This window comes from Dissulfurirhabdus thermomarina (assembly GCF_012979235.1).
Lineage (GTDB): Bacteria > Desulfobacterota > Dissulfuribacteria > Dissulfuribacterales > Dissulfurirhabdaceae > Dissulfurirhabdus > Dissulfurirhabdus thermomarina.
The window spans coordinates 1-19402 of record NZ_JAATWC010000007.1; the positions used below are offsets into that span (position 1 = coordinate 1).

The following is a 19402-nucleotide window of genomic DNA, read 5'->3' on the forward strand; positions in this document are numbered from 1 at the left end:
CGACTAGACCGCCGCCGGGAAGGGCGGCGTGGGCCCTCCGCCCCGGGCCGGGTTTGCAGCCGGCCCGGGGCGTGTTATTTTATCGTTATAGCGGCGGCATAGCCGCCCCCCGGCCCTTTCCGGGGGCCGCCCTCCGAGAGTCGAGATCCTCGTCATGGGAAAGATGGCCTCGTCAGACGGCCTCCGAGTGGATGGCCGGGCTGGAATCGTCAAAGATGCAGGGCGAGAGGCCGAGGAACGGGGCGCACCGCCTTGCGGCGCCATCGAAAAAGGACGTCGAACAATGGAAAATATATGGGTCTTTCTCGTCATCCTGGTCTTCTGGATCGTCCTCAACCGGTGGATCCTCCCCCGGCTGGGCATCCCGACCTGAGCGGTGCCGTCGTGCGAGGTCGGGTCCCGATCTCCCGAAGAGGCCGCCTTCCCGCGGGCGACCGAAGATGACGGCAGGGGGGAGGGCGGTCGCTAGGGCGCGGCCGCGTTCCACAGGAGGCCGAGGAGCGCCTCGACCCCTTCCCCGGTTCTTGCGGAGCACGGCAGCGGTGCCGCGGCCAGGTCGCCGAGTGCCGCCCGGATTCGCTTCATCTGCGCCGCCCGGCGCGGTTGCGGGATCTTGTCGATCTTGTTGACCACCACCCAGGCCTGCCGCCCGAGACCCCGGACGTAGCGGACGAGGTCCACGTCCGCCTGGTCGGGGAGGCGCCGGGCGTCCACGATGCAGACGACTCCCCGCAGGGTCGCGCGGCCGGAGAGGTAGCCCTCCACCAGGGCCTGCCATTGCCGCCGCACGGCGGCCGGGACCCGGGCGAATCCGTAGCCCGGCAGGTCCACCAGGTAGAAGGCGTCGTTGACGCCGTAGAAGTTGAGGCCCCGGGTATGGCCGGGCCGCTGGCTGACCCGCGCCAGCTTCCGCCGGCCGAGGAGGCGGTTCAGGAGGGCGGACTTGCCCACGTTGGACCGGCCGGCCACGGCGATCTCCGGCCGATCGGCCGGGGGCAGGCGGGAGAGGTCGTGGACGCTCGCCGCCAGCTCCGCCTTCCGGACGCGGGGCTCCACCCTAGAGGACTTTGTTCAGGTTGTATTCGATGATGCCCTGGGCCCCGGCCTCGGTGAGCCGGGGGATCAGCTCCCGGACCACGTTCTCGGCGATGACCGTCTCCACGGAGCACCAGCCGGCGTCGTAGAGGGGCGAGACGGTGGGGGCGTTCAGGCTGGGCAGGAGGTCCACCACCGATGCCAGGCGCTCCTTGGGGACGTTCATCTTGAGCCCCACCAGGCGGTGGGCCCGCAGCGCCCCCTTGAGTAGGAGCGCGATCTGCTCGATCTTCTTCCGCTTCCAGGGATCCGCCCAGGCCGCGTGGTTGGCGATGAGCTGGGGCGTGCTCTCCATGAGCTCCTCGATGATGACCAGCCCGTGGGCCCGGATGGTACTCCCGGTCTCGGTCACCTCCACCACGGCGTCGGCCAGGCCCGAGACCACCTTGGCCTCGGTGGCGCCCCACGAGAATTCCACCTGGACGTCCACGTTGCGCTCGGCGAAGTAGCGGCGGGTGAAGTTCACCATCTCCGTGGCGATCTTCTTGCCGGCCAGGTCCTCCGCCTTCCGGTAGGGGGAGTCCCCGGGAACGGCCAGCACCCACCGCGCCGGGCGTCGGCTCACCTTGGAATAGACCAGCTCGGTGACGAAGACCACGTCCGACTCGTTCTCGAGGATCCAGTCCCGGCCGGTGATGCCCACGTCCAGGGTCCCCTGCTCCACGTAGCGCGACATCTCCTGCGCGCGGCAGATGCTGCAGGCGATCTCCGGGTCGTCGATGTCCGGGAAGTAGCTCCGGTGGTGCACGTCGATACGCCAGCCGGACTTGGCGAAGAGATCGATGGTGGCCTTCTCGAGGCTGCCCTTGGGGATGCCGAGCTTGAGCTTGTTCACGTGCCGTAGACCTCCCGGGGGTCGAAGACGGGCTCCCCCTCGGTGACGAGCCCTTCGGGGGTGACCCGGCGGTGGAAGCAGGAGCGGCGCCCGGTGTGGCAGGCGGCGCCGCCCAGCTGCTCCACCTTGAGCAGCAGGGTGTCCCCGTCACAGTCGAGGCGCGCTTCCCGGAGCATCTGGACGTGCCCGGAGGTCTCTCCCTTGAGCCACAGCCGATTCCGGGACCGGCTCCAGTAGTGGACCTTCCCGGTCTCGAGGGTCTTCGTCCAGGCCTCGCGGTTCATGTAGGCCAGCATCAAGACTTCGCCGGTGGCCGCATCCTGGGCGATGGCGGGGAGGAGGCCGCCGCCTTTGGCAAAGTCCGGGGCGTCGATGGGGTCACGGAGGGATGGCATGGGTCGTCCTGGTGATGGGCGGGTGCTGTCGTGCCCCGCCCCGGTGCGCGAATCTTGATGGCGGCGCAAAAATGCGCGGGCTGCGGCGTTCTTCGGATGCCCTCGTCATTGCGGCGTACCCAAGCACGCCTCATTCCTCGACATCCTCGCGCCGCGTAAGTGGCGATTTTGCTGGGCCATCCACTCGGAAGCCTCTTTACGAGGCCATCAATCTTTACAAACGGGGCCCGAACCTGTCAAGCAAGAGGCCCTTTCATGCCGCCGCCGTCGATTTCCGCTCAGGCCTCCCGCCGATGCGGCGGGAGGGCGCCGAGTCGTGCCGGGCGGCCCCTCACCCGCCGGGGGGCTCGGCCAGCGACTCGTCGATCCAGGCGAGGTAGGCGGGCAGCCCGGCCGAGACCGGTACGGCGAGGATCTCCGGGACCTCGTAGGGGTGGGCCCGGCTCAGCTCGGCCTCGAGGGCCGGGTAGCGGTCGGCCCGGGTCTTCGCGGTGATCAGCCACTCCTCGGCCGTTTCCACCCGCCCCTGCCAGCGGTATCGGCTGGTGACGGGGCCGGTGACCTGGACGCAGGCCGCAAGGCGCCGGTCCACGAGGGACCGGGCCAGGCGGTCGGCGTCGGCCCGATCGGCGGCGGTGGTGGTGACCACGAGGTAAGCGGTGTCGTTGGACATGGCGGCCTCCTTCGGCGGCGGCGTCCCGCCCGCATGAGTGTAGCGGAAACCCCGGCGGGTTTCCACGGGGGGCGGCGGCCCGGCCGACCCGCCAAAAGCCGCGTGAGACCGGGGGATTGCCCGTCTTCGGGCCGCTTGACAGGGCGGCCGGCAGGTGTTAGAGAAGGCTGTCTGCCGCCGGGCGGATAGCTCAGCTGGGAGAGCATCGGCCTTACAAGCCGGGGGTCACAGGTTCGAATCCTGTTCCGCCTACCACGCATGGAGGAGCACGCAACGCGCGGGGTCGTAGTTCAGCTGGTTAGAACGCTGGCCTGTCACGCCAGAGGTCGCGAGTTCGAGTCTCGTCGGCCCCGCCACACATAACCTTTTGGTGACGCCCATCGCCGCCTTCCCCGGTGATGGGCTTTTTTCGGGCGGCGCCCCCGGGGCCCCATGCCCGGCCGCCTTCGCGGCCGGCGTGATGCACCGCATCCCGGGGTTGTCACGAGCCCGCGATCCCTTGTCCCTCCCAGGGGCGCCTCCTCAGCCGACGCCGTGGCCGACATCCTCCTCTTTTTCGCCACTCCCTCGAGGGTCATCAGCCTGCTGCTGTTTCTCGGGCTTTTCCTTTGGCCCTTGAAGTACCGGCGGCGGACGGCCCGGCTCCTCCTGGCCGCGGCCTTCGCCCTCTTCCTCCTGGCCGGCAGCGGGATATTGGGCGGTCTCGTCCTGGCCCGCCTGGAGCGGGATCCGGCGCTACCCGCGCCGCCGGCCCCGCCCGCCGCCGCCGTGGTCCTCCTCGGCGTCTCCGGGGGGCCGGCCCGGGCCGACGACGCGCGTCTGGGGATCCTGGCGGCGGTGGAGGCCATCCGCCGCCACCCCGGCCTCCGCTCCGTCTACCTCGTCCCCGCCGACGGGCCGGCCTCCCCGGAACGGGACCTGGAGCTGGAGGCCGCCGCCGGCCTCCTCCGGCGTCTCCTCGCCGGGGAGGCCGTGGACATCCACCTCTTGCCCGGCTGCTCGGGGCCGGTGGAGGGCTTCCGCCGCTTGGCGCCGATCCTGGACCATACCTCCTTCCTCCTCGTGGCCGCCGCCTACCGGATGCCGAGGGCCCTCCTGGCGGCCCGGGACCTCGGGGGGCACCCGGTCCCCGCGCCCAGCGGCCGGCTCTCCGGCGGGGCGTCTCGGGGGCTTCGGAGCCTCTGGCCCACCCCGGAGGGCCTGCTCTGTTCGGATCTGGCCTGCCGCGAGCTGTGCCGGTACGAGGCGGCCCGGCTCCGGCGCCTCGCGCGCGCCCTTTGGCACCGGCTCCGGCCGCCCGGGTGAGACCGGGGCCGACACGGACTTCACCCCGGCGGACTCCTGCCGAAAAGAATCTGGGAGGGGGCCGGCCGCGGCTCCCCCAGCGCACCCCCGGAGGCCCGCCATGGGACCCGAGACCTTCTTCGCCGTCACCGTACTTTTCCTCCTGTGGCTTCTCACCGGGGCGGGGCTCGTCCTGTGCTGGCGGCGGCTCCGGCGCCGTTCCGGCATTGAAGGGTGCCCGCCGGTGGATCTGCTCGCGCAGATCGCCGCGCGCCAGCGGGAGGAGGCCCGGACGGCCGCGGCCCGGCTCTTCGAGGTGGCCGATTCCCTGGGCTTCGGCCTCATCCTGGCCGAGGAGGGCCGGCCGGCGGCCTCGAACGCCCTGGCGGAACGGCTCTGCCCCGTGGAGTACCGGGGACCGGAGGGGGCCCGCCGCCTGGTCGCGGCCCTCGGCCCGGAAGGGTCCCGGATCCTCCGCGAGGGCGGCCGCACCCTCCAGGCCCGGCGCCGGACCCTGGCCGGGGCCGCCGAGGCCGTTCTGCTGGAGGACGTCACGGAGACCTTCCGGCTGGCCGAGCAGCTGCGGCGGAGCGAGCGCCTGGCGCTCCTCGGGCAGATGAGCGGCCAGGTGGCGCACCAGCTCAAGACCCCGCTGGCGGTGCTGGCCGGCCGGGCCCAGCTCCTCTCCGCCCGGCTCGAGAAGCTTCCCGCCCTCCAGGACCAGGCCGAGGAGATCTACCGGGAGGCGGCGGCCCTGGCCCGGCGGATCAACGAGATCGTGGACTTCTACCGGCACCGGGAGCCGGGCTGGCACCGGGTGTCGCTGGAGGAGGTCCTCGGGGCCGTGGCGGAGCGGCTGGCCCCCGTGGCCGGGGCCGTGGCGGTGGAGGCGCGGTGCGAGACCGACCCGGAGGTGGAGACCGACCCGGTCCTCCTGGAGAACCTCCTCTTCCTCCTGGGCCAGAACGCCGTGGCCGAGGAGGTCGGGGCGACCCGCGTGGAGATCCGGGCGGTGGACCAGCCCGGCGGCCGGGTGGGCATCCGGGTGCGGGACGACGGCCGGGGCGTGGCTCCGGAGGTCCGGGAGCGGCTCTTCGAACCCTTCAGCGGCACCCGGGACGACGGCCTCGGCCTCGGGCTCTTCCTCGCCCGGGACCTGGCCGAGCGGCTGGGGGGCGAGCTCGCCCTGGAGGCGGCCGGTCCCGGGGCCTCCTTCCTCCTCACCGTGCCCCGCTCGCGCCCGGACGGGGCCGGAGCTCCCCCCAGGCCAGGCTGACCGAGAGGGCCAGGGCCACGAGGGCGGCCGAGGCCAGGGTGAGGCGGGCCCCCAGCCACTGGGCGAGGGCGCCCTGGAGGAGGCTCCCCGCCGGGAAGATCCCCATGAAGCTCGAGGTGAAGAGACCCATGAGGCGCCCCCGGATGGCATCGGGGGCGGCCAGCTGCAGCCGGCGGACGGCGTTGGTGGCGAGCACCACCATGGCGGCGCCCGCCAGGAAGAGGAGCCCCATGGCGGTGCCGTAGCCCGGGGCCAGGGCGAAGGCGAAGAGCGTCGCCGGGAAGGCGAGGGCCCCGGTCCACCACCAGGTGCGGCTTCGGCCGAGGTGGCCCCAGGCGGCCACGGCCACCGCCCCGGCCAGGGCCCCGAGCCCGTTGGCGGCGGCGAGGAAGCCGTATTCCCGCGCCCCGAGGCCGAAGACGTCCCGCCCGAAGACCGGCAGCAGGATGCTGTAGGGGAGGAGGAGGACGCTGAAGGCCGCCACCCCGAGGAGCACCGTCCGGAGCTCGCGGCGCCGCCAGGCGAAGGAGAGGGTGGATCGAAGGGCCTCCACGGGCCCGCCCCCCGCGGGCTCCGCCCGGCGCCGGCCGTAGCCCCTGGCTCCCAGCACGAGCAGCACGGCCGCCACCGCCGCCGAGGTCGCGGCCTTCAGGTAGAAGCAGGCCGCCGCGTGGCCGGCCGCCATGAGGAGCCCCGCCGCGGCGGGCCCGGCGAAGCGGGCCAGGTTGAAGGCGGTGGAGTGGAGGGCCAGGGCGTTGGCGATGCGCTCGCGCCCCACCATCTCGAAGACCAGGGACTGGCGGGCCGGCACCTCGAAGGCCATGCCGCAGCCGAGGAGGAAGACGAAGCAGAGGGCCTCGGGCACGGTGAGCGCCCCGGTCTGGACACGCCAGCCGAAGAGGAGCGCCTGGAGGGCGATCAGGGCGTGCGCCGCCAAGAGGACCGGGAGCCGGGAGAGCCGGTCCGACATCCACCCGCCCAGGAAGGAGAAGAGGAGCACGGGGAGCCCCGCCACCGCGCCCATGAGCCCCAGGATCCACGGGGCGTCGGAGATCTCGAGGATGATCCACCGCTGCGCGGTGCTCTGGATCCAGTTGCCCTGGAGCGAGAGGGCCTGCCCCAGCAGGAGCAGGGCGAAACCGCCCTGCCGGAGGGCGGCCAGGGCCTGCGGGCGAAGGGGGGGCCGGGGGGCGCCGCCGGGCTCAGGCAAGGGCCCGGGCCGCGTCCTTGGCGAAGTACGTGAGGATGATGTCGGCGCCGGCCCGCCGGATGGAGAGGAGGGATTCCAGCATCACCCGGGTTTCGTCGATCCAGCCCCGGGCGGCGGCGGCCTTGATCATGGCGTATTCGCCGCTGACGTGGTAGGCGGCCACCGGCAGGGTGAACTCCTGCCGGAGGAGGCGGATGATGTCGAGGTAGGGCATGGCGGGCTTCACCATGAGGATGTCGGCGCCCTCTTCCATGTCGAGGGAGGCCTCCCGCAGGGCCTCCACCGCGTTGGCCGGGTCCATCTGGTAGGAGCGGCGGTCGCCGAACTGGGGGGCGCAGTCCGCCGCCTCCCGGAAGGGCCCGTAGAAGGCCGAGGCGTACTTGACGGCGTAGGACATGATGGGGACGTCGTCGAAACCCTCGTCGTCGAGCCGACTCCGGATGGCGCCCACGCGGCCGTCCATCATGTCGGAGGGGGCCACCATGTCGGCGCCGGCCTGGGCGTGGGAGAGGGCGATCTTGGCCAGGAGCTCCAGGGTGGCGTCGTTGTCCACCCGGTCCTTGGCAAGGACGCCGCAGTGGCCGTGGCTCGTGTACTCGCAGAGGCAGACGTCGGTGATGACCACGAGCCCGGGGACCGCCTTCTTGATGGCCCGGATGGCCTTCTGGACCACGCCGTTCTTCGCCCAGGCCTCGGAACCTTGCGGGTCCTTCTTCTCGGGGAGGCCGAAGAGGATCACCGCCGGCACGCCGAGGTCGGCCACCTCCTTGGCCTCGTCCACCACGGTGTCCACGGACCAGCGGTGGCACCCGGGCATGGCGTCGATGGGCGCCTTGAGGCCCTTGCCGGGCGCCACGAAGAGGGGATAGACCAGGTGGCCGGGGTGGAGGCGCGTCTCCCGGACGAGGCCGCGAAGGGCCTCGGTGCGGCGAAGTCGGCGGGGGCGGTAGTCGGGGAACATCATGGCAGCCAGGTCTCCAGTTTTTCCAGCAGGTTGTGCTCGGTGAGGGGGAGGAGGATGTAGTCGTCCACCCCGGCGTCGTGGTAGTGCTCCACGTCGAGGGCGGTGGCCTCGGCGCACAGGACCACCACCGGGATGGACCGGGTGGCCTCGGCCTGCTTGAGGAGGACCGTGACGGAGAGGGCGTCGAGCACCGGGCTGTCGCGGCGGATGAGGACGAGGTCGGGGACCTCGGCGCGGGCGAGGTCCAGCCCTTCCTGGCCGTCGTCGGCCTCCAGCAGTCGGAGCCCCTCCCGGGCGGCCACGGTCCGGGTCACCTTCCGCACCGAGGGCTGGGCGTCCACCAGGAGGAGGGTCTGTCCGGCTTTCACCTGGGCGTGTCCTCGGGATCCGGCGGGTAGCATTCCCGGATCAGGCGGTTGATGTAGAGCTCCGGGTTTTCCACGGCCTCGGCGGGGATGCGGAAGGCCTTCCGCCCGCAACGTTCATGGATTAGGGGTAACCCATATTCGAGGATATTGCAAAGCCGCTCGCACTGGGTGTAGAGGGGGACCTCCCGCCCGCCGCCGGCCTCGAGGAGGGCGTCGGCGGCGGCCTCGTCGAAGGTGATCCGGATGCCGCACTTGTGCTCGAAGGCCGCCTCGTAGCGCCGGATCTGCTCTATCCAGCGCCGGATCCGCCGGCCGGCCTCCTCGAGGGGAAGATCCTCGTCCATGGCGAGCCGGGCGATGAGCCGGAGGCGGGTCTCGGTGAGGGGGAGATCCGCGTCTTCCCACCCGGGCACCTCCCCGCCGGCCCGGAGCCGTTCCACCAGCGTCGAGCGTTGCCGGGCGACGAGGGCCTCGTAGGCGGCGCGGCGGTCGGGGGCCCCGGGGTCGGCGGCGATCCGCTCCAGTTCGGCCTCGGGGTCTCGGACGAGTTCCGGGGTGACCACGAGGAAGTCCGCCCCCAGCGACGGGAGGCGCTTTTCGAAGGGGAGCAGGGCCCGCTCCACCACGCTCACCAGGGCCCGGGCCCCGGTGCCCTGGCGGTGGGCCTCGGCGGCCAGGAGCCGGAGGGCCTCGTCCTCGAAGCGGAGGTCGATGCCGTAGGCGCGGAAGTCCTGCCGCTTGGTCGCGGTGACGGCCCCGTCGGGGTTTTGCAGGATGGCGTGGAGGTCGTCCACGTCCAGGGGGTGGAGGCACGCCACCACCGGCAGGCGCCCCACGAACTCCGACTCGAACCCGTATTCCACCAGGTCTTGCGGGATGACGTGCCGCAGCCACTCCTGGTCGTCGTCGGCACGGAGCTCGGCGCCGAAGCCGATGCCGCTCCGGCTGAGGCGGCGCTTGACGATCTCCGAAAGGCCCGCGAAGGCCCCGCTCACGATGAAGAGGATGTCCCGGGTGTTCACCACCTGCCGCTCGCGGCGCCCGCTCCGGCGGTACCGCTCGATGGCCTCGAGCTGGGCCACCGGGTCGTGGGGCACCCGGAGGTCCACCTGGGTCTCCTCGAGGAGCTTGAGCAGGGCCCGCTGGACGCCGGAGCGGGAGACGTCCGGCCCGTGGCTCGTGTAGGGGGCGGCGATCTTGTCGATCTCGTCGATGTAGACGATCCCGTACTGGGCCCGCTCGATGTCGCCGCCGGCCGCGTCCACCAGCTCCCGCACCAGGTCCTCGACGTCGCCGCCGACGTAGCCGGTCTCGCTGAACTTGGTGGCGTCGGCCTTGACGAAGGGGACGCCGATCTTGGCGGCGATGAGCTTGAGGAGGAAGGTCTTGCCCACGCCCGTGGGCCCGATGAGGATGATGTTGTTCTTGATGTGGCCCGCCGGGCTCGTGGCCCCGCCCCGTTCCTGGGCCAGCCGGACCCGGCGGAAGTGGGTGCAGATCTTGGTGGCGAGGACGGCCTTGGCCTCCCGCTGGCCCACCACGTAGCGGTCGAGCCAGGCCTCGAGCTCCTCGGGCTTGAGGGAGAAGTCGATGGGACCACCCCGCTCCCCCGCCGCGGCGGGGCCCCCGCCCCCCTGGTCCACGCCGGGGGCCTCGGGGAGCACCATCTGGGAGACCACCCGCACCCGCCCGCCGTACTTCTTGGCGAGGTAGTCGCTGATCTCCCGCTCCAGGTCCTGCTGCGAGGGGAGCTCCGGGGGGCCGGCGCGGCGGGGCGCGGGAAGCCCCTCGTGCCCGCTCGGGGCGTCTGGGCCGGTGTGAGGGCCGTTGTCCCGTCTCTTCATGCCAGTCGGCTCGCTCATGGCCTCGCAGGAGGATGGGGCGTGGACCCCGCCGGCGACGGCCACCCGGGGGACACCGCCGCCGCGGCATCTCCGCGCGCCCACCCCTTTTCAAAAATACCAGAGCGGGCGGCGGACCTCAAACCGGACCCCGCCCGATTGCCAGGCGGGCCCCGGCCCGCTACCCTGCATCCAGGCGCCGCGGACCGGTTCCCTCCAGGCGGCGCCGGCGGCCCATGATGGCTCCTCCCGACCGGATCTGCGACCTGCACACCCACACCCTGGCCTCCGACGGCTCGGACGCCCCGTCGGCGCTCGTCCGCCTGGCCGCGGCGGCGGGGCTCGCCGCCGTGGCCGTGACCGACCATGACACGGTGGCGGGCCTCGACGAGGCGGCGGCGGCGGGCCGGGAGACCGGGTGCGAGGTGGTGCCGGGGGTGGAGCTCAGCATCAAGGACCCCCGGGGGAACTTCCACCTCCTGGGTTACCTGATCGACCCGGCCTCCCCGGAACTTCAAAAACTCCTGGCCCGGGTCCAGGCGGCCCGCTCCCGCCGGAACGAGCGCCTCCTGGAACGCCTCGAGGCCCTGCGCCTCCCCCTGGCGCGGGGGGACGTCGAGCACCTGGCCGCCGGCGGCCAGGTGGGGCGGCCCCACTTCGCCCGGGCCATGGTGGCCCGGGGCTACGTCCGGAGCGTGGGGGAGGCCTTCGCGCGCTACCTCGGCAAGGGCGGGCCGGCCTACGTCCCGAAGTCGGTGCTCTCCCTCGCCGAGGGGATCGCCGCCATCCACGCGGCCGGCGGCCTGGCCGTCCTGGCCCACCCGCTGAGCCTCGGCATCGAGGGCCTCGAGGCCCTGGAACGCCGCCTCGGCGAATGGGCCGCCCTGGGCCTCGACGGCATGGAGTGCCACTACGGCGACTACGCCCCCGGGGTCCGCGCGGCGCTCGCGGCGCTCTGCCGGCGCCACGGGCTGGCGGCCACGGGAGGGAGCGACTACCACGGCCGGGCCAAGCCCGACATCCGGATCGGGCGCGGGCGGGGGGACCTCCGGGTCCCCTACGCCTGCCTCGAGGCCCTCCGCCGCCGGCGGGAGGAGCGGGCATGAGGCCCTTCCTGGCGACGGCCCTGGCGACCCTCCTCCTCTGGGCCGTTCCGGCGCCGGGGTCCGCCGACGCCGGGCCCGACTACGGTGACGCCATCGTGGTGGGCTCCATCGGCGACGCCACCACCCTGATCCCCATGCTGGCCTCGGACGCCACCTCCCACGAGATCGCCGGGCTCATCCTGAACGGCCTCGTGAAGTACGACGCGGACCTCAACCTCGTCGGCGACCTCGCCGAGTCGTGGGAGGTCTCCCCGGACGGGCTCACCATCACCTTCCACCTCCGCCACGGCGTCCGCTGGGAGGACGGGGCCCCCTTCACCTCGGCCGACGTCCTCTTCGGGTTCCGGACCATCACCGACCCCAAGACCCCCACGGCCTACGCCGGGGACTTCCTCGAGGTCCGGGAGGCCTCGGCCCCGGATCCCTACACCTTCCGGGTGACCTACAAGCGGCCCTTCGCCCCGGCCTTGAGCTCGTGGTCGAATCTGGTGGTGCTGCCCCGGCACCTTCTCGAGGGGCAGGACATCACCCGGGCGCCCTATGCCCGGCACCCCGTGGGGCTCGGCCCCTTCCGCCTCGCCCGGTGGCGCACCCAGGACCGGATCGAGCTCGTGGCCAACCCCACCTACTTCGAGGGGCGGCCCTACCTCGACCGCTACATCATGCGGGTCATCCCGGACCCCGCCACCATGTTCCTGGAGCTCAAGAGCGGGGGGCTCGACTGGATGAACCTCTCCCCCATGCAGTTCGAGCGGCAGACGGCGACCCCCTTCTTCCGGGAAAACTTCCGCAAGTACCGCTACCTCTCCTTCTCCTACACCTACCTCGGCTACAACCTGCGCTCCCCCCTGTTCCGCGACCGGCGCGTGCGCCAGGCCATCTCGTACGCCATCGACAAGGAGGAGGTGGTGCGGGGGGTGCTCCAGGGCCACGGGGCCGTGGCCACCGGGCCCTACAAGCCCGACGCCTGGTTCTACAACGGCCGGGTGCGCCGGTATCCCCACGACCCGGCCCGGGCCCGGCGGCTCCTGGCCGAGGCGGGCTGGATCGACCGCGACGGCGACGGCCTCCTCGACAAGGACGGCCGCCCCTTCCGCTTCACCGTGCTCACCAACCAGGGCAACACCTCCCGGGCGCTGACCGCCCAGATCATCCAGTACCGCCTGCGCCAGGTGGGTATCGACATGCGGATCCGGACCCTGGAATGGACCGCCTTCATCAACGACTTCATCGACAAGCGGCGGTTCGAGGCGGTGATCCTGGGCTGGACCATGGGCCAGGACCCGGACCTCTACGACATCTGGCACTCCTCGAAGACCGGGGAGAAGGAGCTCAACTTCATCGGTTACCGGAACCCGGAGGTGGACCGGCTGCTCGAGGCGGGCCGCCGGACCTTCGACCGGGAGGCCCGCCGCCGGATCTACGCCCGGATCCAGGAGATCCTGGCCGAGGACCAGCCCTACACCTTTCTCTACGTGCCCATGGCGCTGCCCATCGTCCACGCGCGGTTCCGGGGCATCCGGCCCGCGCCCGCCGGGATCTCCTACAACTTCATCCGGTGGTGGGTCCCCCGGGACGAACAAAAGTATATAATGCCCTGATGCCTCCCCCGGGCGTCTCGCCTCGGGCGGGGGCACGAATCCGGCTGCCTTGGCGCGGCCGCGTGACGGATCGAGCCGACATGGCCTTGCTGTTCTACTTCCTGCGCCGGCTGGCGGGCCTCGTTCCCACCTTCCTGGGCATCACCCTCATCTCCTTCACGGTGATGCACCTGGCCCCGGGGGAACCCATGAGCCTCCAGGCGGACTTCAACCCGAAGATGACACCGGAGATGCGGGCGCGGCTCCGGGCCCAGTACGGGCTCGACAAGCCCCTCTACGTCCAGTACACGCGGTGGCTCGAGGGGCTGGCGAAGCTGGACCTCGGCCGCTCCTTCGCCCCCGACCGGCGCCCGGTGTGGGACAAGATCCGCGAGCGGCTCCCCGTCACCCTCCTCATCAACGGCCTCTCCCTGCTCCTCATCCTGGGGGTCGCCGTGCCCCTCGGGGTGGCGGCGGCGGTCCGGCACAACTCCCTCTTCGACCAGGTCACCACGGTGATCGTGTTCCTGGGCTACGCGGCGCCCACCTTCTGGGTGGCGCTTCTGCTCATGCTGCTGTTCGGGGTGAAGCTCGGCTGGCTGCCCATTTCCGGCGTCCACTCCCTCATGGGCTACGAGCAGATGGGGGCCGTGGAGAAACTCCTCGACTGGGCGCGCCACCTCATCCTGCCCGTCTTCGTGAGCGCCGTGGGGGGGCTGGCGGGGCTCTCCCGCTACGCCCGCTCCTCCATGCTGGAGGTGCTCCGGCAGGACTTCATCACCACCGCCCGGGCCAAGGGGCTTCCGGAACGGCGGGTGGTCTACGTCCACGCCCTCCGTAACGCCCTCCTCCCCCTGGTGACCATCCTGGGGCTCTCGCTGCCCACCCTCATCGGCGGCAGCGTGATCTTCGAGTCCATCTTCGCCATACAGGGGATCGGCCAGCTCATGTGGACCAGCGTGCTCGCCCGGGACTACCCGGTGCTCATGGGGAACCTGGTCATCGTCTCGGTGCTGACGCTTCTGGGGAACCTCCTGGCGGACATCGGCTACGCCCTGGCCGACCCGCGCATCCGGACGGGGGGCGGCAGGTGAGCCCGGGGGCGCCGCCGGAGGGCCCGGCCTGGTGGGCGCGCTTCCGGCGCAACCCCCTGGCCGTGGCCGGGGCCGGGGTGGTGGCCGTGCTGGGGGCGGCGGCGCTCCTGGCGCCCTGGATCGCGCCCTACGATCCCTACGCGGTGGACACCTGGCACATCCTGGCGCCGCCCTCGGCCGCCCACTGGTGCGGCACGGACGCGCTGGGGCGGGACTGTCTCTCGCGCCTCCTCTACGGGGCCCGGGTCTCGCTGCTCGTGGGCTTCGTGGCCGTGGGGATCTCCACGGCCATCGGCGTGGTGCTGGGGGCCCTGGGGGGCTACTACGGGGGGTGGCTCGACGGGCTCCTCATGCGCTTCGTGGACGTGATGCTCTGCTTCCCGTCCATCTTCCTCGTCATGGCCGTCATCGCCTTCCTCGAGCCCTCCATCTGGAATATCATGGCGGTGATCGGGCTCACCGGGTGGATGGGGGTGGCGCGCCTGGTCCGGGCCGAGTTCCTGAGCCTGCGCCAGCGGGACTTCGTCCTGGCCGCCCGGCTGCTGGGGGCCTCGGACGCCCGAATCATCTTCTCCCACATCCTCCCCAACGCCATGGCCCCCATCCTGGTCTCCGCCACCCTCGGGGTGGGGGTGGCGGTGCTCACGGAGAGCGCCTTGAGCTTTCTCGGCATCGGGGTGCAGCCGCCGGATCCGAGCTGGGGGAACATGCTCACCGAAGGGAAGGACAATCTGGAGATCGCGTGGTGGCTGTCGGTCTTCCCGGGGCTCGCCATCCTGGTGACCGTGCTGGGCTACAACCTCCTCGGGGAGGGGCTCCGGGACGCCTTGGACCCCAGGACCCGCGCCGGCGGCCGCCGGGAGGGCACATGAGAGGCGGGGCCCGCGGGCGCCGCTTCCTCCCGGGGTGCCTGGCCGGCGTGCTGCTCTTCTGGTGGGCGGCCCCGGGTCTGGCGGGGCCCCAGGCCGAGGCCGGCAACGGGACCCCGGCCGCCGGGATCCCCGCCCCGGAGGTCTCCGTGGCCCCCGGCGCCGTGGCGCCGGCCTGGCGGCTCGTCTGGGAGCGGGCCCGCCAGATGGCCCGCGGCGGCAAGCGGGAGGGGGCCATCGCCCTCTACGTGGAGCTCCTCGAGAAGCGGCCGGGCCTGGTCGAGGCCCGGTGGGAGCTGGCGCAGCTCTATGCCCAGGCCGGGCGCCGGGAGGCGGCGATCCAGGAGCTCCTGCGCTACGTGGAGGATCGGCCGGGCGCGGCCAAGGCGCGCCTCCTCCTGGGCGACCTCCTCGCGGACATGGGCCAGTGCCGGAAGGCGCTGGAACACTACCTCCGGGCCCTGGCCCCGGCCGAGGGTCCCGGCGGGGCGGCGGCGCCGCCGGCCGGGGCGGTGGACATCGAGCCGCGGGTGGCCCGGTGCCTCGAGCACCTGGGGCGGCGCGAGGAGGCCCTCGACCACTGGCGGGCCGCCCTGGCGGCCCGGCCGGAGGACCCGGAGCTGCGAAAGGCCGTGGGGTTCCTGCTGGCCCGGATGGGCCGGGGCGCCGAGGCCGTGGCCCTGCTCCGGCCATTGGTGCCCGTGGCCCGGGACGACCCGGAGTTCCAGCGCCTCTACCTGAAGGCCCTCCTCGCCGCCGGGCGCTGGGAGGAGGCCCGCCCGCTGATCGCCGCCCTGCGCCGGGACGAGGCATGGAAGGGATCGGCCTCTCGGGATCTCGTCCTCCAGGTCGCCCGGCTCTTCCTGGAAGGGGGTGAACCCCTGGCCGCCCTGGATCTCCTCGAGACCCGGCTCGCCGCGGCGCCGGACGACGCCGAGGCCCTCCGGCTCTACGGGGCCGGCTGCGAGTCCCTCCAGTGGTTCTCCAGGGCGGCGCGTGCCTGGCGCCGGGTCGTGGACCGGGGCGGGCGGCCGGCGGACCGGGTGGCGCTGGCGCGGGTGCTCCTCCGGGCGGAGCGGTTTCGGGCGGCCCGGGAGGTGATGGACGACGAGGTCCGCGCGGCCCTGGAGGCCGACCCGGAGGCCCGGCGCTGGCTCGTGGCGTACGACCGGGCGGCGGGGGACGGCGACGCCGCCTGGCGCTCGGCCCGGCGGGCCTTCGAGGCGGAGGCCGCGGCCGACCCGGCGGCCGCGGCCACGGTGCTGGCCCTGGCGCTCGAACGGTTCGACCGCGACCCGGAGGCCCCGGAGGCGGCGGCCGCCGCCTTCGCCCGCCTGGCCGCCGAGCGCGGCGGGTGGCGCCTCTTGCTTTCGGCAGCGGCCGAGCGGTCGGGCCGCCGGCTGGCGCCCCGGCGCCTGGCGAGCCTCCTGGAGACAGGCCTCCGGGCGCGGGGGGCCGCCTGGCTCCTTTCGGCCTGGGGGCGGGCCGCCCCGGCGGCGGGCGAGCCCCCCCTCGACCTCGGCCCGGGGGCGCCGCGGATGCGCCTCGAGCTGGCCGCCGCGCGGTGCCGGGCGGGCGCCGCGGCGGAACTCGCGGAGGTCGGCCGCCTCGGGGGCTGGTTCCGGGAGCGTGCGGCCCTGGCCCGGGCCGAGTGCCTCGCGGCGGCGGGCCGGTATGAGGCCGCGATGGAGGCCCTCGGCGAGGTGCTCGCGGGCGCGCCGCGCCACGTGGCGGCCCGGCGGCTCAGGGCCCGGGTCCTGGCCTCCATGGGGGACGACCTCGGGGCGCGGGCCGAGACCGCGTGGCTCTCCCTCCTCGCCGGGCGCCCGGAGCCCCCCCCGACGCCCATTCCCGTCCGGGCCGGGGGGCAGGTCTTCGCCGCGCCCGGCGAGGTGTTGCGCGGGGGCGCCGGGGCGCCTTCGCCGGACGCCCTCTTTTCGGCGATCCGGCAGGATGGTATCTCTGAGGGGCTGCTCTTCCTCCTGGGGCTTTCCCAGGAGCAGGCGGGCGCCCGGGCCGAGGCGGCCGCGACCTACCGCGGCCTGGTGCGCCGCCACCCCGGGCTGTGGCCGGCCTGGCGGCGGCTCCTCGCCCTCCTCGGGGCCGAGGGCCGGGGGCGGGAACGCGCGGCGCAGCGGCGGCGGGTGCTGGCCGCCCTGGGCGCCGCCCTCCGCGCCCCCGCCCCCGTCGAGCCCGACGGTCTCCCCGCCCGGGTCCTGGACCGGGTCTTCGAAGGGGGGGCGCCGGGCGCGCTCCGGGCGGGGTGGCTGCCCGGGGAGGCGGTCGATGCCGAGCTCCGGCACCGGGCCCGGCGGGCCTGGCGTCGGCGGCTGGCGGAGGGATGACGGGCGCCGGGGGTGTTCCGGCGCCGGAGACCCACGAACCACAACCGGATCGGGAGTGCGAGCGATGGCGAAGAAGGCCTTGACCAAGACCCAGTGGGAGAAGCTCGAAAAGGACCTCTGCCGGGCCCGGGATCACGTCTGGGCCCGGCTCTCCGCCCGCGAGAAGGAGGCGGCCCTGGCCTGGGCCGAGGCCTACAAGGTCTTCCTCGACGCGGCGAAGACCGAGCGCGAGGCCGTGGCCTGGGTGGCGGGCGAGGCCGCCGGGAGGGGCTTCGTGCCCGCCGGGCGGGCCGCCGGGCGCGACCGCCGCCTGCTCTGGACCTTCCACGGCAAGGTGGCGGCCCTGGCCGTCACGGGGCGGCGGCCGGCGGCGGAGGGGCTGCGCATCATCGCCTCGCACATCGACGCCCCCCGTCTGGACCTCAAGCAGAACCCCCTCTACCAGGAACTCGACATGGCCTTCTTGAAGACCCACTACTACGGGGGCATCAAGAAGTTCCACTGGGTGACCCGGCCGCTGGCCCTCCACGGGCGCGTCCTCAAGGCCGACGGGACGGCCGTGGACCTCCGCCTGGGGGACCGGCCGGAGGAGCCGGTCCTCGTGATCAACGATCTCCTGCCCCACCTGGCCGGCAAGGTCCAGGCCGAGAAGAAAATCCGCGAGGCCATCCCGGCGGAGAAGCTCAACGTCCTGGTGGGGGGGCTCCCCCTGGAGGGGCCCAAGGGGGCCAAGGAGGCGGTGCGGCTGGGGGTCCTCCGCCTCCTCCACCGGGAGTACGGGCTGGTGGAGGAAGACCTCGTCAGCGCGGAGCTGGAGCTGGTCCCGGCGGACAACGCCCGCGACGTCGGCCTCGACCGGGCCTTCGTGGGCGGCTACGGGCAGGACGACCGCTCCTGCAGCTACGCCGCGGTCCGGGCCCTCTTCGACGTGGACGACCCGGAGTACACCTGCCTGGTCTTCCTCCTGGACAAGGAGGAGATCGGCAGCGACGGGAACACCGGCGCCAAGTCCCGGCTGCTCGAGGTGGTGCTGTTCGACCTCCTCCGCCACGTGGGGGGGGAGGTGGCGCCGGACGCTCCGCTCCGGGCCTGCCTCGCCTCCCGGGCCATCTCCGGCGACGTGACCGCCGGCGTGGACCCCGACTACCAGGAGGTCCACGAGAAGCGCAACGACGCCCTGGTGGGCTACGGCCCCTGTCTGACAAAGTACACGGGGTCCCGCGGCAAGTACGGTGCCAACGACGCCCACGCCGAGTATGTGAACTGGATCCGCCGCACCTGGAACCGCGCCAAGGTGGTGTGGCAGGCCGGCGAACTCGGCCGGGTGGACGAGGGCGGCGGGGGCACCGTGGCCAAGTACCTGGCCCATCACGGCATGGACATCGTGGACGCCGGTCCGCCCGTCCTGAGCATGCACGCCCCCTTCGAGGTGGTGCACAAGGGGGATCTCTACATGCTGCACCGGGCCTACCGGGCCTTTTTCGAGGGGGCGTCATGAAGATCGTGTCACCGGGTTTCGAGGTCCTGGACGATTATTTCCGGCAGGGACGCGTCCTGGAGCAGATCGAGCGCTGCGGGCGGGTCTGCTACAAGAGCGAGGACCGGATCTCCCCCGCCTCCGCCGTCCCCTTCATCCGGGGGATCATCCAGCGGGGCCACGAGTCGGTGCTCGAGATGGCCCAGCTGGTCCTGGAGGTGGAGGTGGACGGGGAGTCCACCGTCCAGAAGTTCTTCGAGCGGATCCCGCGGTTTTTCCAGGCGGACCGGCTGGGCAAGGGCCGCTTCCTCCTCTCCGGCAACCCCCGGGCCTTCCGGGACGCGGCCCGGGAGCACAAGGATCTCAAGATCGTCAAGGCGGTGCTCCGGCATCTCGTGGAGGTCCACCCCGCCCTCTTCGAGGACCTCGCCCCCCGCCACGGCTGGGTCCCCCAGGACGGCGTCCGGGTCCGGTCTCTCGCCGCCCCGGAGGTCGACGCCCTCCCGGTGGAACTCCTCGTCCGGCACCGGACCCTCCTCGTGCACCTCGTGGTCAACCGGGCCGTCACCCACGAGCTGGTCCGCCACAGGGTGGCCTCCTACCTCCAGGAGTCCCAGCGCTACTGCCGTTACGGGGAGGACCGGTTCGGCGGCGAGGTGGCCTTCATCCGGCCGTGCTTCTTCGAGGAGGGGACGGCGGGGTTCGAGCTCTGGGCCGAGGCCATGGAGACCACGGAACGGATCTACCTCGAGCTGCTCAAGCGCCACTCGCCCCAGGCCGCCCGGACCGTCCTCCCCAACTCGTGCAAGACGGAGATCATGGTGCACGCCACCCTGGCGGAGTGGTTCCACATCGTGCGCCTCAGGGCCTCCAAGGCCGCCGACCCCAGCATGAGGGAGATCATGCGGCTCCTCTTCCCGGAGCTCGCCCGGCGGTTCCCGGCGGTCTTCGAGCCCCTGGCCGACGCCCTCCGGGACGCCTGAGCCGGCC

The 19402-nt window shown here is 72.9% G+C and carries 17 protein-coding genes and 2 tRNA genes; 11 read left to right on the plus strand and 8 right to left on the minus strand.

The genetic code is table 11. The features are described from left to right. Nucleotides 1-465 precede the first annotated feature (465 nt). The 4 genes from yihA to cutA all read right to left on the minus strand — a co-directional run bounded on the left by yihA (nt 466) and on the right by cutA (nt 2998). Entirely contained in the window at nt 466-1056 is a 591-nt protein-coding gene (yihA, locus tag HCU62_RS08355) for a ribosome biogenesis GTP-binding protein YihA/YsxC (protein ID WP_309474823.1), read from the minus strand. A 1-nt stretch (nt 1057) separates the two neighbouring features. Then, nucleotides 1058-1930 carry an ATP phosphoribosyltransferase gene (gene hisG, locus HCU62_RS08360; protein ID WP_163299100.1) on the minus strand — a complete coding sequence of 291 codons (873 nt, stop codon included), beginning with the start codon at nt 1928-1930 and terminating at the stop codon, nt 1058-1060. Next, the gene (gene hisI, locus HCU62_RS08365; RefSeq protein WP_169755560.1) at nt 1927-2325 is read right to left on the minus strand and encodes a phosphoribosyl-AMP cyclohydrolase; all 399 of its coding nucleotides are present in this window, start codon (nt 2323-2325) and stop codon (nt 1927-1929) included. The genes hisG and hisI overlap by 4 nt, the downstream gene beginning before the upstream one ends. Nucleotides 2326-2656: 331 nt before the next feature. Further along, entirely contained in the window at nt 2657-2998 is a 342-nt protein-coding gene (gene cutA / locus HCU62_RS08370) for a divalent-cation tolerance protein CutA (RefSeq protein WP_163299099.1), read from the minus strand. A gap of 179 nt (nt 2999-3177) precedes the next feature. Here cutA and HCU62_RS08375 point away from each other — a divergent pair. The 4 genes from HCU62_RS08375 to HCU62_RS08390 all read left to right on the plus strand — a co-directional run bounded on the left by HCU62_RS08375 (nt 3178) and on the right by HCU62_RS08390 (nt 5558). Next, nucleotides 3178-3253: transfer RNA gene (locus tag HCU62_RS08375), tRNA-Val, on the plus strand. A gap of 24 nt (nt 3254-3277) precedes the next feature. Then, nucleotides 3278-3354, plus strand: a tRNA-Asp gene (locus HCU62_RS08380). A gap of 178 nt (nt 3355-3532) precedes the next feature. Next, nucleotides 3533-4303, plus strand: coding sequence for an ElyC/SanA/YdcF family protein (locus HCU62_RS08385; RefSeq protein WP_163299098.1), 771 nt, complete (start codon nt 3533-3535; stop codon nt 4301-4303). 100 nt (nt 4304-4403) lie between these two features. Further along, nucleotides 4404-5558, plus strand: coding sequence for a sensor histidine kinase (locus HCU62_RS08390; RefSeq protein WP_163299097.1), 1155 nt, complete (start codon nt 4404-4406; stop codon nt 5556-5558). Here HCU62_RS08390 and HCU62_RS08395 read toward each other — a convergent pair. Genes HCU62_RS08395 through HCU62_RS08410 form a run of 4 tightly spaced genes read right to left on the minus strand, consistent with a single transcriptional unit; the run spans nt 5503 to nt 9944 of the window. Continuing rightward, nucleotides 5503-6768: an MFS transporter gene (locus HCU62_RS08395; RefSeq protein WP_163299096.1), complete on the minus strand. Its 1266-nt coding sequence runs from the start codon at nt 6766-6768 to the stop codon at nt 5503-5505. The genes HCU62_RS08390 and HCU62_RS08395 overlap by 56 nt on opposite strands. Beyond that, complete coding sequence (gene hemB / locus HCU62_RS08400; RefSeq protein WP_163299095.1) at nt 6761-7732, minus strand: porphobilinogen synthase; 972 nt, start codon at nt 7730-7732, stop codon at nt 6761-6763. Before hemB ends, HCU62_RS08395 begins: the two co-directional genes overlap by 8 nt. Further along, complete coding sequence (locus HCU62_RS08405) at nt 7729-8100, minus strand: response regulator (protein WP_163299094.1); 372 nt, start codon at nt 8098-8100, stop codon at nt 7729-7731. Before HCU62_RS08405 ends, hemB begins: the two co-directional genes overlap by 4 nt. Beyond that, on the minus strand, nt 8097-9944 hold the full coding sequence (locus tag HCU62_RS08410; RefSeq protein ID WP_169755561.1) for an AAA family ATPase: 1848 nt from the start codon (nt 9942-9944) through the stop codon (nt 8097-8099). The genes HCU62_RS08405 and HCU62_RS08410 overlap by 4 nt, the downstream gene beginning before the upstream one ends. A gap of 233 nt (nt 9945-10177) precedes the next feature. Between HCU62_RS08410 and HCU62_RS12685 the strand changes: the two genes are divergently transcribed. The 7 genes from HCU62_RS12685 (at nt 10178) to HCU62_RS08445 (ending at nt 19395) form a co-directional block, all read left to right on the plus strand. After that, on the plus strand, nt 10178-11047 hold the full coding sequence (locus tag HCU62_RS12685) for a PHP domain-containing protein (protein ID WP_163299600.1): 870 nt from the start codon (nt 10178-10180) through the stop codon (nt 11045-11047). Next, nucleotides 11044-12648, plus strand: a complete 1605-nt coding sequence (locus HCU62_RS08420; protein WP_163299598.1) for a peptide-binding protein — start codon at nt 11044-11046, stop codon at nt 12646-12648. The genes HCU62_RS12685 and HCU62_RS08420 overlap by 4 nt, the downstream gene beginning before the upstream one ends. 86 nt (nt 12649-12734) lie before the next feature. Next, nucleotides 12735-13721 (plus strand): ABC transporter permease, encoded by a 987-nt coding sequence (locus HCU62_RS08425; RefSeq protein WP_163299603.1) that lies wholly within the window; start codon nt 12735-12737, stop codon nt 13719-13721. After that, the gene (gene opp4C, locus HCU62_RS08430; protein ID WP_169755562.1) at nt 13718-14593 is read left to right on the plus strand and encodes an oligopeptide ABC transporter permease; all 876 of its coding nucleotides are present in this window, start codon (nt 13718-13720) and stop codon (nt 14591-14593) included. Before HCU62_RS08425 ends, opp4C begins: the two co-directional genes overlap by 4 nt. Beyond that, nucleotides 14590-16935 (plus strand): tetratricopeptide repeat protein, encoded by a 2346-nt coding sequence (locus tag HCU62_RS08435; protein ID WP_169755563.1) that lies wholly within the window; start codon nt 14590-14592, stop codon nt 16933-16935. Before opp4C ends, HCU62_RS08435 begins: the two co-directional genes overlap by 4 nt. A gap of 64 nt (nt 16936-16999) precedes the next feature. Continuing rightward, entirely contained in the window at nt 17000-18433 is a 1434-nt protein-coding gene (locus tag HCU62_RS08440) for an aminopeptidase (RefSeq protein ID WP_163299630.1), read from the plus strand. Next, a complete protein-coding gene (locus HCU62_RS08445; protein WP_163299627.1) occupies nt 18430-19395 on the plus strand; it encodes an FAD-dependent thymidylate synthase in 966 nt (321 codons plus the stop codon). The genes HCU62_RS08440 and HCU62_RS08445 overlap by 4 nt, the downstream gene beginning before the upstream one ends. The last annotated feature ends 7 nt before the right edge of the window (nt 19396-19402 follow it).

Excerpts from the sequence above, each read along its gene's own strand:
- HCU62_RS08420 (WP_163299598.1), top strand. The coding sequence starts at position 11,044 with ATGAGGCCCTTCCTGGCGACGGCCCTGGCGACCCTCCTCCTCTGGGCC.
- HCU62_RS08440 (WP_163299630.1), top strand. The coding sequence starts at position 17,000 with ATGGCGAAGAAGGCCTTGACCAAGACCCAGTGGGAGAAGCTCGAAAAG.
- HCU62_RS12685 (WP_163299600.1), top strand. The coding sequence starts at position 10,178 with ATGATGGCTCCTCCCGACCGGATCTGCGACCTGCACACCCACACCCTG.
- hisI (WP_169755560.1), bottom strand. The coding sequence starts at position 2,325 with ATGCCATCCCTCCGTGACCCCATCGACGCCCCGGACTTTGCCAAAGGC.
- HCU62_RS08445 (WP_163299627.1), top strand. The coding sequence starts at position 18,430 with ATGAAGATCGTGTCACCGGGTTTCGAGGTCCTGGACGATTATTTCCGG.
- HCU62_RS08435 (WP_169755563.1), top strand. The coding sequence starts at position 14,590 with ATGAGAGGCGGGGCCCGCGGGCGCCGCTTCCTCCCGGGGTGCCTGGCC.
- cutA (WP_163299099.1), bottom strand. The coding sequence starts at position 2,998 with ATGTCCAACGACACCGCTTACCTCGTGGTCACCACCACCGCCGCCGAT.
- HCU62_RS08410 (WP_169755561.1), bottom strand. The coding sequence starts at position 9,944 with ATGAAGAGACGGGACAACGGCCCTCACACCGGCCCAGACGCCCCGAGC.
- HCU62_RS08390 (WP_163299097.1), top strand. The coding sequence starts at position 4,404 with ATGGGACCCGAGACCTTCTTCGCCGTCACCGTACTTTTCCTCCTGTGG.
- hemB (WP_163299095.1), bottom strand. The coding sequence starts at position 7,732 with ATGATGTTCCCCGACTACCGCCCCCGCCGACTTCGCCGCACCGAGGCC.